Origin of the sequence: Proteiniphilum saccharofermentans, from assembly GCF_900095135.1 — a bacterium.
Lineage (GTDB): Bacteria > Bacteroidota > Bacteroidia > Bacteroidales > Dysgonomonadaceae > Proteiniphilum > Proteiniphilum saccharofermentans.
The window spans coordinates 2,182,790-2,195,958 of sequence record NZ_LT605205.1 but is presented as its reverse complement, the minus strand read 5'-3'; the positions used below and the strand labels follow the sequence as shown (position 1 = coordinate 2,195,958).

7 protein-coding genes and 1 tRNA gene are annotated in these 13,169 nt (G+C 44.5%); 3 read left to right on the top strand and 5 right to left on the bottom strand.

Annotation, left to right across the window (positions count from 1 at the left end; genetic code table 11):
• Window positions 1–292: 292 nt before the first annotated feature.
• The 4 genes from PSM36_RS08535 to PSM36_RS08520 all read right to left on the bottom strand — a co-directional run bounded on the left by PSM36_RS08535 (window position 293) and on the right by PSM36_RS08520 (window position 6,980).
• On the bottom strand, window positions 293–682 hold the full coding sequence (locus tag PSM36_RS08535; protein WP_019540665.1) for an START-like domain-containing protein: 390 nt from the start codon (window positions 680–682) through the stop codon (window positions 293–295).
• A gap of 293 nt (window positions 683–975) precedes the next feature.
• Window positions 976–2,961 carry a glucosamine-6-phosphate deaminase gene (locus PSM36_RS08530; RefSeq protein ID WP_076930560.1) on the bottom strand — a complete coding sequence of 662 codons (1,986 nt, stop codon included), beginning with the start codon at window positions 2,959–2,961 and terminating at the stop codon, window positions 976–978.
• A gap of 102 nt (window positions 2,962–3,063) precedes the next feature.
• The gene (locus PSM36_RS08525) at window positions 3,064–4,455 is read right to left on the bottom strand and encodes an MFS transporter (RefSeq protein WP_076932145.1); all 1,392 of its coding nucleotides are present in this window, start codon (window positions 4,453–4,455) and stop codon (window positions 3,064–3,066) included.
• 98 nt (window positions 4,456–4,553) lie between these two features.
• Window positions 4,554–6,980, bottom strand: coding sequence for an endonuclease MutS2 (locus tag PSM36_RS08520; RefSeq protein ID WP_076930559.1), 2,427 nt, complete (start codon window positions 6,978–6,980; stop codon window positions 4,554–4,556).
• 382 nt (window positions 6,981–7,362) lie between these two features.
• Here PSM36_RS08520 and PSM36_RS08515 point away from each other — a divergent pair.
• The 3 genes from PSM36_RS08515 (at window position 7,363) to PSM36_RS08505 (ending at window position 9,738) form a co-directional block, all read left to right on the top strand.
• Window positions 7,363–7,436: transfer RNA gene (locus tag PSM36_RS08515), tRNA-Met, on the top strand.
• A gap of 202 nt (window positions 7,437–7,638) precedes the next feature.
• The gene (locus PSM36_RS08510; RefSeq protein ID WP_076930558.1) at window positions 7,639–8,250 is read left to right on the top strand and encodes a hypothetical protein; all 612 of its coding nucleotides are present in this window, start codon (window positions 7,639–7,641) and stop codon (window positions 8,248–8,250) included.
• Between the two features lie 69 nt (window positions 8,251–8,319).
• Complete coding sequence (locus PSM36_RS08505) at window positions 8,320–9,738, top strand: DUF5723 family protein (protein ID WP_076930557.1); 1,419 nt, start codon at window positions 8,320–8,322, stop codon at window positions 9,736–9,738.
• A 159-nt stretch (window positions 9,739–9,897) separates the two neighbouring features.
• On the opposite strand, the gene PSM36_RS08500 is transcribed toward PSM36_RS08505, so the two are convergent.
• A complete protein-coding gene (locus PSM36_RS08500; RefSeq protein WP_076932144.1) occupies window positions 9,898–13,158 on the bottom strand; it encodes a Tc toxin subunit A-related protein in 3,261 nt (1,086 codons plus the stop codon).
• Between the last annotated feature and the right edge of the window lie 11 nt (window positions 13,159–13,169).

Below are 13,169 nucleotides of genomic sequence, written 5' to 3'. Positions count from 1 at the left end.
CTCAAAAGATTTCCGAGGCGCATCCTATCTTATCCAAAGATAATAAAATCAAACGAATTGTGGTTTCTTAAATAGAACGTTTTCGTTAAGCTAAATGAGCAAAGTTAAACTTGTTTGAACTTTGCCATAGCGAGAAAACGACTAATGTAATTGAACGTTTTCGTTAAGCAATACGAGCATAATCCGAGTAAACTCGTCTTCTGCCGTTGCGAGAATTGAAAATCGAGGAGCGAAGGCGACTCAAAACGGCTAAATTTTTATTGAAAGATAAAGATATCACGGTATGAGAAAGTCAGATTCCGAGCCTTCTTTTCATTTCATCGACCTGAAATTCCCATAGCGCTATGGCATCACCTTTCTCATCCGGCTCGGCAAAATCAGTTATTTCAAGAGTCATAGCACCCGACAGGTCAAGTTTACGTAGTAAAAATTCGAAATAAAGTTCTTCATTTTCCTCATCAAGCCACCTGTATCGGATGCTTGATTGTGGTTTTTTGTGAATAATCCGGGCTTCATTATCCGTTTTTCCCCACATGAATTTGTAGATGGTCTCTGATTCATCCATCGTCACCTCATCTGCAAACCATTCCGAAAGGCCGTCAATCTGACTGATCATTCGCCACAAACTACTCTGGGTGGCATTTCCCATCAGGAATTCGATATGAAATTTCTCTTTCGACATCTATCAATTCAAAACAGGCTCACAATATACAATTTTTTTAGGGATTTATAGCCAAAACCATCTGTTAATTTTATATTGAATTGAGCGATATTGAAGATAAACCCCAAAAATAGCTTAAAGTGAAACAGAATCTGGCCGATTGAACGATCCCTAAAAAGCTAAACCAAGTTAATGAAACTATGCAGATGAATCTTTCACCTTGCTCCTTTAAAAACAAATCCCGGTGCCCGGAAACAGCGATCACCTGTCTCGGACACCGGGAGTTCTTTATTAGATTGAAAGTCTGTCGAAAGTTATTGTACGGGAATATACTCGACAAATGCTTCTATGGCTTCGTAGGAGGCCAGTCCCAACTTCCAGTACATATCAGCCGTAGCTCTGTTCCGCTCTTCCGAACGTTGCCAGAACAATCTCTCATCATCTCCCAGGAAGGGCGCACTCTCCATTTGCGACTGATGTCTGAGGATAGCGTTTCTCTTCTGTCGAAGTTCTTCAGGAGAGAGTGGTACTGCCATTTCTATATGGTCTATCTCCCACTCCATCCATGCACCACGATACATCCAGACCCGACAATCTTTATACCAGTCGTCATCTTTCATCAGGTCGACTGCAGCCAGGATTGCATCGAGGCATACCTTGTGCGTTCCGTGCGGATCGGCCAGGTCGCCCGCCACATAGATCTGGTGCGGTTTGATGGTCTCAATAAAATCTTTTACGATATTGACATCTCTTTCCGATATGGGATTTTTCTTTATTTTACCGGTTTCGTAGAAGGGCAGATCGAGGAAATGCACATTCTCTTCCGGAAGGCCTACATATCTGTCGGCCGAACGGGCCTCTTCACGGCGGATTCTGCCTTTAATGAAAAGGATATCAGGGGTATCGATGTCATCTTTCGATTTTTCATGTAAAAGGTAATGACGAATACTTTCATATTTTTCCAGCAATCCCGTGTTTTCGGGATTGAATTTCTTGCGCATGCTGTTCAGCACGGAGATATAGCGGATCACCTCTTCGTCGCCCACGGCAATATTTCCGGAGGTCTGGTAAGCCACATGCACCTCATGTCCCTGATTGACAAGCCTCTGGAATGTACCTCCCATAGAGATCACATCGTCGTCGGGATGCGGACTGAAGATAATCACCCTTTTGGGATAGGGCTTTGCCCTTTCGGGACGATAAGTATCATCGGCGTCGGGTTTTCCTCCCGGCCAGCCGGTAATAGTATGCTGCAGGTCATTGAATATTTTGATATTCACGTTGTATGCCGATCCGTAGAGTGTAATCAGTTCACTCAATCCGTTATCGCTGTAATCTTTATTTGTCAGTTTAAGGATAGGTTTGTTTACCACCCCGCAAAGCCAGACAATAGCCCGGCGGATCAATTTGCTGGTCCATTCGCAATTGGTCACTAACCAGGGGCGGCTGATACGTGTCAATTCGGAAGCGGCTGCCAGGTCTACAAAGACTTTGGATTCAGGGTGTGTCTGCAACAGAGACCCGGGTACCAGGTCGGTTACCGCTCCTTCTACGATATCCTTGATACTCTGTGCCTTTTGCTCACTCCAGGCTACCAGCGAAATCTTTTTTGCATCCATCATATCGGACATTCCCATAGTGATAGCGCTTACCGGTACTTTGTCGAGCGACCCGAAGTTGCGGGCAATGTCTTTTCTGGAGTCACCGTCGAGCATCACCAGGCGGGTTTCCGAATGAAGGCTGCTACCAGGCATGTTGAATCCTACATTCCCTTTACTGCCTAATCCCAACAGCAAATAATCGAGTCCACCCATTTTCTTCAGGCTTTGCTCAAACGCCTCGCAATTTTCGGCGATCAGATCTTTCTCAACGGTGGCATTCGGAGAAAAAATATTCTCTGGTGCAATATCTACCTGGTCGAGGAAGATCTCCTTCAGCATCTGCAGGTTGCTATAGGTAAAATCGAGCACCGGATAAAATTCATACGTGTTAAAAGCGATCACATTACTGAAACTGACACCTTCCTCCTTATGGTATCTTACCAACTCCTCATAAACCGGCAGAGGGGAATTTCCTCCGCTGATCCCTAACACAAAAGGTTTACCCTCTTGCTGTTTTGCTTTCATCTCGGTGACGATATCCTTCGCTATTTTTTTTGCCGCTCTTCCCGATTCTTCAAAGATGGCTACCGGCAGTTTCTCGAAACGCGACAGATTATATTCCTCGAAATCGTTTTCCGGCCTGTAATACTTTTTGGGAACCCTTTCAAAAGTAATGTGTGAACTCAGATCTAATCTCATATCTCTTTACGATTTTAAAAAAAGATAATTATATACTTATTTATGTTATAACACCCGGCAAGGGGGCAAGTTTTCTGTTTCTGGATATCATTTCCTGTTTTTTCAAATTCCGGTACCCGACTGCTCTCTTTTCATATCCAACTTACGCGTAATTTGCCCGTAAAGGATAAGCGCGACGGCTGAGATGGCACCGATCCCCACAAAAACATACCAGATATAGTGGGCGTTTTGCGTAGCTGCAGCGTAAGCCACTGCATCGAGGACGCCGGCTTCATTGGTGAACAGCCGTGGATCGGGACAGTATTTGTCCAGCAGGAATCCCGACAACCCGAAAGCCAGCAAGAAGGAGAAGAATGAATGCAGGTGGCTGAATCCCAGATAAAGTCCCTCCTCTCCTTTCGGTGCCTGAAGGGAAAAATACTCCAGGTAACGGGGTGAAATAAAACATTCTGCCAACGCCTGCATGGCGATCCCCACAATCATCATGAATGCTACGGGATGCATGCCCAGAATATTGGCTACTCCCACTTGCGTACCAAAGGACATCACCAATGCGGATAGCGGAATAATAAACATTCCTATCATCATAGAGGTGATGGCGCTCCGTTTTTTCATAATTGAGGTGACGAAATTCACACAGACAAATACTATCAGTGGATTCACGTTGGCATACCATCCGGGGGATGCTCCCTCTCCGATCAACCGGATCACATATTTAGGCATGGTGGCATACATCTGGCTCTGTATAACCCAGAAACCACTCACAATCAATATCAGTAACATCAAACGGCCGTTCAGCATCACTTTTCCCAACGACCGGCCCAGCTCTGCAAAACTTTTCCCTTTTCCTTCGGTCTTTGCCGATTTATAGAAGAAATAAACGGCAATCAGGGCAAGGAGTGTCATGGCTGCCGAAAAGTAATTCAGGTAAACCAATCCCTGGTCGCCCATGCTCCTTCTCAGCGGATCGACTACCGTCTTTCCGGTGAAGGCTCCGATGTTCACCATCATATAAAATATGGAATAACCACGAGCCCGGTTTTCCGGTGTGGTTTCGCGCGCTACCGTACCGGATATCACCGATTTGATGAATGACCCTCCAATAACGACCAGTATCAGCGGAGCAATGATAGACCATCTCAGATAACTCTCATTCAACCCTGTGTAAGTGGTAGTCATCTCATAGCTCACCAAGCCTGCACTTTCAAGCATCGTAGGCAGGATTCCCAGCCCGGCATACCCTACTGTCAGCAGTGCAAAAGCCAGAATGATGGCCGAACGGAACCCGATCTTATCAGAAATGGCACCGGCAAACACTGGCAGCAAATAAAGCATGGCCGAAAACAAACCGGCGATGACTCCCGCTTCAATATCGGAAAAGCCCCATACATTAGACAAATAAAGTGTAATGACAATAAAAACGGCATAATATGCCAGACGCTCGAGAAGTTCTACAAAATTGGCAACCCAGAAGGGCTTGGAGAATTTAACCATCAGAGATTGTTTAATTGTTAAAAAAATCAGAATAAATTTAATATCGTCGACAAAGATAAAAAAAAATTTGAATATTGAAGGGACTGTCAAGCTTGTTTTTACTCAAGATCGACTACCGTAATACCGGTACCTCCGAACTGCACGTGTTCATCCTGAAAACGTGCTACCCCATGTACACTGCCCAGATATTCCCTGATAACCTGCCTCAGCGCTCCTGTACCTGTGCCGTGAAGAATTCGTACCCGGGACACTCCCAACTGAATGGCATCATCCACGAAGTACATCACTGCCTGCAGCGCTTCGTCGCCACGCATACCCCGCACATCGATATCCTGCTTGAAATTGAGTTTTCGTTCATGCAACAAGTCGCGTGTATTGGAGGCTTTCTTCTCTTTTTTTATCTGATTGGCACTTACCCTCTCTAATTTACTGAGATCGACTGTGGATTTGATCATCCCGAAAGCCACGACCGCTTTCTTTCCGGAGATCTCCATAATCTCACCCGGTGAGCTTTGGCCTATCAACCGTACCGTGTCACCGGCCGCAAGAGGTTGGGCTGCTTTCAAACCGTTATCATTACCTGCCGTCTGCTTCTGTTTCTGCTTTTTTCGCTTTTTTATTTCCGGCATGTCGACCGGTTCTATTTTCTCTTTGAATTCCCGGAGCGATTGCCGTATCTGTTTGGTTTTTTCCTTATCAGCTCCTGCCTCCCGGATCTCACGGATTGTATTTTCAATACGGGCGTTGCTTTCGGCCAACAACCGTTCCGCCTGCTCACGAGCCTGCGCCAGTATTTCCTTTTTCTGCTTGTTGATCGTTTCCAGATCAGCCTCATATTTAGAAGTGATCTCCTCCAACCGTTTCCGTTCGCGGCGTATCTCGTCCCGTTTCCGTTCCCAGTATCGCTTGTCGCGTGATATATCCTGCAGGTATTTATCCATATCGATATAATCTTTCCCCACGATCTCCGATGCATGGGCTATTACATCTTCCGGAATACCTGTCTTGCGGGCGATCTCCACGGCAAATGAACTTCCCGGATTACCAATAGCGAGACGAAAGAGCGGCTGCATCTCATGTCGGTCATAAAGCATGGCACCGTTCACTACCCCTTTATTCTCGTTGGCGAAATGTTTCAGGTTCTGATAATGGGTGGTGATCACGCCGAACGACTGCCGACGGTTGAACCTGTCCAATAGCGCTTCGGCAATGGCTGCCCCTATCCGGGGTTCGGTACCGCTCCCGAACTCATCGATCAATAACAGCGATTTACCATTACAATGCTTCTCAAAGAATTTCATATTCAGCAGGTGAGAGCTGTAGGTCGACAGATCGTTCTCAATGGATTGTTCGTCACCGATATCAATAAAGATATCATTGAACACCCCTACCCTGGAATTCTCTTTCAACGGGATCAATAATCCGCATTGCACCATATATTGTAACAGCCCCACCGTTTTCAGGCAAACAGATTTACCACCGGCATTGGGACCGGAGATCACCAGGAGCCTGTTATCACCTTCCAGGATAATATCGAGCGGGACGATCTTCCGGTTCTGCTTCTTTAGAGACAGGTAAAGCAATGGATGCACTGCTTCCACCCAATCGATTTGCGGAGTGTTGTCGATAGAAGGCTTGATACCTCCTATCAGCGTTGCGAAAGCTGCTTTTGCCTGGATAAAATCGATTTTTGCCAGAAATTCGTATGATTCCAGCAGATCGGGCAGAAAAGGCCGCAGGTAATTAGTGAAGTCTGTCAGTATTTTGATGATCTCCCGCCGTTCATCGGCCTCCAACTCACGGATCCGGTTGTTGGCTTCCACTACTTCCGACGGTTCGATAAAGACCGTTTTACCCGAAGCCGACTCATCGTGCACTATACCTTTGATCTTTCGCTTGTGGGAAGGGTTCACCGGAATCACCAACCGTCCGTCGCGCATACTCGGCGACACATCCTTATCCACATACCCTTCGGCCTGAGCTCTTCGCAGGATGGCATTCAGGCTTTTAGAGATACCGTTCATGGTAGAGGTTAATTCGCGCCGGATTTCCGACAGGCGGGGCGACGCATGGTCTTTTACCTGCCCGAAACCATCCAATATAGAATCTATCCTCCTGGTAATTTCCGGAAAGGTCAGGACCTCACCTGCCAATGCAAGCAAATATGGATATTTGGGTGTTTTCTCTTCATCACACCGCAGAAATGCCACAATCCCGTTGATGGTCTGTAATGAGCGCCGCAATTCAAACAAGGCATTCTGGTCGATCCATGCCCCTTCCACCCGGATGCGCCTCAGCACAGGACGCATATCATAAAAATGGTCGGCAGGAAATGAATCCTCCTCCTCCCTGATACGGACAAACTCTTCAGTCTGGAAAAGAAGAGGCTCTATTTCATCGTAAGAAGCAGAGAAATGCATCTCTTCCACCTTTTCTTTTCCAAGAGGACTCAGGCACCGTTCCAAAAGGAGTTGGCGTACTTTCTGAAATTCTATTTTCTGTTCGAAATTATCGGGATAGATCATTATCTGTCAATTTAAATAGAACCAAGAGCCAAGAACCAAGAGCCAAGACGTTTCAATTGTCAAATATTGATCATAGTCTTATGGTTGACGAACTTTCTCTGATTCTGAAAGTGCGGGTTCTAAAGGTTTCCATATACCAAACACTAGATTTGTATAAAATACCTTTGAGGCTGCAAAATTACAATTTTAAACCGACTTTTACCACTCTATATGAATGTAACCCGCTATATTATTTTGATAATAAGTGACTCCTCCTTCCACGGGATCACTTTTGCTGTTTTTTTAATTTCCTTGTATGTTTTTCGGTTTTGTTGTTGCAGGATTCAAAAAGTTGTACTACTTTTGCACCTCGAATTCCGGAGGGAAATTCTTATTTTTTGTTGGCGAGATAGCTCAGTTGGTTAGAGCGCATGATTCATAATCATGAGGTCGGGGGATCATGCCCCCCTCTCGCTACAAATTGAATATTAAACAGTTACAGCATAAAACCTGTAGCTGTTTTTTTATGGATAAACAATGGGGTAAACAAATGATATAAATAACCTACCTATCCAATAGGTTTGATACCTCAACAATCTGTTTTTTTTGCGAAGAAAGTGCGTCATACGAAGAAATTGCATATATTTATCGCAGATATTGAAACTTCACAGCACAAAATATGAATTTAAAATCAGTTTTTTTTCAACTCGGTATCGGGCTATGCCTGATATTTCAATCGTGCATCGACCACGATTATGATTTTGACGCTATAAACAAAACGGCCCATTTCAACATTCCGGCTGTGCCTCTCGGCCAATTAGATACTATCTTCCTGAATACTTCGGGCTACACGATTGATATTCCCGAAGAACTGAGACTGGAAATTACCGCTACTCAATATATGTTGGAAACGGTTGTGGAGGGGATTTTTAACGATGAGGTTATCGAACGCTTTTTTTATGATGGGGCAGACGACGTGGTATTGAATTCGGACTTAGAACTTTATTTGGGAAATAAGGATCCGTTTTTGATGAATATCGGGTTCAGTATTCTGGATGCAAATGGGAAAGTCATTGAGGAGATTAAAATTCCGAACATATATGTCGAGCGCACATCGAGACAAAAAGCAGCAATCGTTTTCGGAAAAGAATATATGAAATACATGAAACCGGCACGGTCATTGTGTATCTCAATAGTTATCGACACCCTTCCTTCTTCCCTGGGTAAAGACAGCTACCTTCTGCTCGACAAGCTTGTACTCAATACCGGCGGTATGTCCATTACTTTATAAACAATCCTCTTTTCATATATAGCGCATATCGCTCATTTATCTTTTTGAAAATCAAAAAAAATAATAAAAATGAAACGTTTCCCGATCCCTATTCTTATTATTTTTATCGCATTTTATTTTGTTTCCGGCACGGCAAAGGGCCAGAGTAAAACTGAATATTTTATGCAATCGTCATTCGAACGAGGTTCCTTGAACCCGGCATTACGACCCAATCAGGGATATATGGTTTTACCGGTATTGCCGAGCTTTTACGGCGAGGTGAAAACAAATACACTCAACCTCGACCATCTTACAAGGAAAGCCGGAGAAGAACGGGTAACTTTTCTCCACCAATCAGTAGATGCCGATGATTTTTTAAACAGGATGAAAAATAACAATTATGTCATCGGCGCGTTTTCTTACAAGCTGTTCGGGCTGGGCTTTTACAGGAACGACGATTTCTGGAGCATCGATCTGGATATCAAGACACACGTGGATGCCACTATTCCAAAATCGGTTTTCGAACTCGTAAAAAAAGGATTTGGCCGTCAGGAACAGACAAAATATGAAATAGAAAATATCCGTGCCACGGGTAACGGCAAGCTGGAGTTGGGAGTGGGCTATTCACGCCCGTTGACAAACGATAACCTGATAGTCGGCGGACGTATCAAAGGATTAATAGGGATAGCCGATTTTGATTTAAATGCTTCCCGGTTAACCGTCGATGCAGGAACAGAATACTGGGAAGCCCAGTCGTCCGTGCTGCTGAAAGCATCCATGCCGGGAATAAAGGTGAAGCACGACGAAGAGGGTAAATTCGACGGATTCGAGCTGTCGGAAGGGAAAAGAACAAGTGCGACCGGATGGGGCGCCGGATTCGATATCGGGGCGCAGTACGACCTGTCGGAAACATTTCCCGGATTGAACGGGTTAACAATTTCCGCAGCCCTGACGGATATCGGTTTTATAAGATTTGGAAGGAAAAACGCCGTATTGCTGGAGTCTCCCGAAACAACGGTGCGTATCAATCCCAGCGATTATACACTGCATACCGATGGGTCGTCGTCGTTAAACGACGTTTTTGAAGATGTCGTGGAAGATCTTCAATCCGCGGTGGACCTGCAGGAAACAGAGCCGGTTAAACGAACCGTCCCGTTGCGATCTTCCCTGAATATCGGGACGGAATACAGGTTGAATGAAAGACTGTCATTCGGAGTCCTGTTCTCGAACTATTTCGGAACATATTTCAATTCTCCGGAACTTACGGTTTCAGCAAATTTCGTCCATGCCGGTTGGCTGGGACTGACCGGAAGCTATTCCGTGATGCATGGCGCTTTCAACACCCTGGGATTTGCCGCCCACCTTGCTCCCCCAAAGGGAATACGTTTTTTCCTTGCAAGCGATTATATATTCCCACACGTGAATTCCCATTTTTTCCCGACCAAAAGCAAGGCCCTTAACGTACAAGTGGGATTTAGCATACCCATGGGGGAAAAGTTACACCGTTAATTTATCACGATTACTACCTAATTTAAGATTCGTAAGTGGTATAGTTGCAGCTAAAACCTTTACTAACGCTCATCGAGCACTATGGGTCCCAAAAAATATCTAAAGGTCTCCGTTTTAGTTGCATACATTATAAATTTATATGCGAAATTTACTACCTACTCATAAATCTGCATTATAACTCAGCAACATGTAAACAGTTTTGTTCTCAGTTCGCATTTTGTTCAGGAAATTAAACGGAACTGCATTTGTACTATCTATTGTCAGACTCCATCCACTGTCGACATCACCCACTAAATCCACATTTTCTGCTGCAACGGTCAGCTTTTTCTTCTTTAAATCCATACTGCAGAACGTAGCAGTTATCTGATCATCCAACCCTAATGTTTTAGTCCAGTAAGGAAAGTGATTTTTATTGATACTCAGGACTAGTTTTCTTTCAGTATTATTGGTGGCTGTTCTAAACAGATTCCATTCTCCTGCAAATTCGCTGTTGATGCTGAATAACTGAAGCAACCCTTTTTCCGGATCAGATAAAATCTCCTCTTTAATCCAGGTTGTCGCATCCTTTGCCAGATGACTGGCTTCCCGGCATGTATAGCGGAAATGCAACACAACATCGGCGATGGATTCAAAATCAAATTGAGGAATATCGTTGGGTAGTTCGATTTTCCATCTGCTGATTGCCCCGGCACCTTCAAACGGCAAATAACGCTCATCGCGTAAATTGGTTTCGAATAAACCGCTGTCGTTTTGTGCCGAGCTGGTAACAATGGATTGAATGGCGCCGTTATAATCCCGGAAACGATTGTCTTCCGAACCTGACCGCTGGTAGTCGTCTCCTTTCAATGATGAAATCCTGATACTGCTCTGCAATAATGTCAATTTTGCATGGACGGTAGTATAAGGGCCGGTAATACAGGGGATGGAAACAGCCACCGTCTTGATGCGCCGCATAAACTGTCCGGGACTGTCCAAATCATATATCCATTCGGGAATTGCAATTTCACAGGTGCCGGTAGCTTTTAATTTCAGCAGGGCCATAGGATCCAAACGTTGTATGGATATGTGTTTTGTAATTTCATACTCCCTTTTGTTGTTTTCGTGATAAGCCATTTCCAACCGTTTCAGATCCAGATACAACGATTCACCCGACAACAAGCCTTTTCTTGCACTGTCCCAATAGCCGAATTGAATGAAATCGGTGTCAGTGAATTCAGGACGCATCAATTCATACTTCATTGTCTGTTCGCTTTTCTTTGCGATATCGTAAGCAAATTGGTAACAAGAGAAATAAATCCTTGAAATTTCTCCTTGCATCCAACTATACAACTCCTCATTGGTAAATTTATCCTGCAGAAAGGCGTTCATCTCTTCCGACTGTTCAATTTGTCTGATATGATTTTCATATTCCTTTTTGGTAATCTGTTCACGGATCAGGGATGAAATAATTTGTCTGCCATATTGCACAAGTTCCGCAGTGGCACTGTTTGCCTGAAACACGTAATCCTCTGCCCTGCGGTAATAACCTGCCATTTTGGAAGCTCTTTCAGCGCTGGTAAGAAATGCGGTCGCAATTTTTTGTGCAATTTCTGAACCTCCGTCAGCTGCCGCTTTTAACTGTTTCCCGCCAAACTCAGCTGCCCCTCCGACACCTAATGGCGTTCCGTGCACGTCAAACTGAGGTATAAGGCCTACAATCGGTGAAATTAACTTCAATGCAGAAGAAAGAGCACTGAAGGTATCGTAGCTGGGCAGGAAAATATTCAACTCTGCATTCTCATTTTTATTCAATGGTAATGTTTTGCCCAATTCACCGCCCAAAATTCCGGTAACCATATTTCCTGCAAATTCCATTAAGCCGCCGACAGATGTTTCTTTCCTGTAATCCTCCTGGCTTAGTTCTCCTGCATATTCCCCAATGAACTGCGCATATACTTCGTCAAAGTTTTCCTCATTCAGCTCCTGCCTTGCAAGATCAATGGTTTTTAATTTATCGATATCCGAATCACTGCTTCCCAATATTCTCTTGTAATGCCGGTATCTTTCAAAAGCAACGGCCCTGCTTTTCAGCAACGACTCAGTGGCGGCTTCTGATTCTTTCCATTGCAGGAATTTTATATCCTGCACCAGTTTTGAAATGTTTAATTCATGTTGCTGCCGCATCAGGGCAATATGTTCCGCATCCTTTTTCTCAAGCGCGGAAAGCAAAGCATTTCCCAACGATTTCACTTCAGCACATATTTCCATCGCTTTTTGCAGCAGTAGCGGTCCGCGTACAGCAGATATGGACTGATTGATATTGTTGACAATGCTCCCTATATCAATACCGGCAGCGACAGCCTTCACCAGCATGCCGGGATCAATGGGCGGATCGAATAACGGCAATTGGCGGACAACACCTTCAATATTCATGCAATGCCTGATCTTGAACAGACGGTCGGCCACAGTGTCCCAATACGCAAGTAATTGATCATTTTGCGGAATGCAAAAGTATAAGGACCGGCCAATACCAAACAGTGCAGAAGTTCCTCCCTCAGTTGCCTTAGTGGTGGAAGTGGGATTTGTGTTAAACGGAAAATCGTTTTCTATTTCTATCAATGCATTGCCAAACGCATCAATACCGGTATCTTTCAATTGTTTATAAGTTTTTGGAATCCTTTTTCCGCGAGGCGGAATTTTTTGTGGTTTCGAACCTAAAACGGCGGCTGCAAGCACATATACCTGCGTAGCTTCATTGAGTGTTTCAATGGTATCCTGCCTGAACAGGTTGTCGCCCCAGGCAATAAGGTTATCCAGATATTTCATCACCACATTCAGCTGATAGGCAAGGTAGCGGGTACGGGCAATAACATGCGGCTGAAAGGGCTTGTCCCGCCAGGCCTGGATGCTTTTCTCCATACGCTGCTTCAATTCATTGTCTTCGTTTTTCGCAAGCTCTGTCAGCATTTTCTGGATAAACTCAGCCTTTGTTTCTTCCCTGAAACGGAGGAATTTCCAAAACCGTTGCGGTGCATCGACACTGCTGTCGGTACATGTCGGATCAAAAATAAAATGAAACCACTTTTGTGCCTCCGCAAAACGCTGATTTTTGCTAAGATGGACAGCAACCGTAAGGGGAGCATGAAAGAAAAGCTCCCAGTTATAAACGGCATACGGTCCGTCATCGGTGACATCAATATTCTCTTTCGGAAATGGCGACATGGCATAAGCTCCCGGAATATACCAGTCAGTCAACGTTCGTTCGAGGCTCTTATGATATTTTGCATCCAATAATGCCGGTAAACCGTCCCTGTTAAGCGTTTCAATCAGTTCATCGGTATAAGGGTGATAATGCGGGGAAAGTGTATAGTGCACTTTTCGTGCATTATTATAATATAACCATAATAATCCTTTGTCAACCATCAGATTATTATTTAGCATTAGTTCTGACT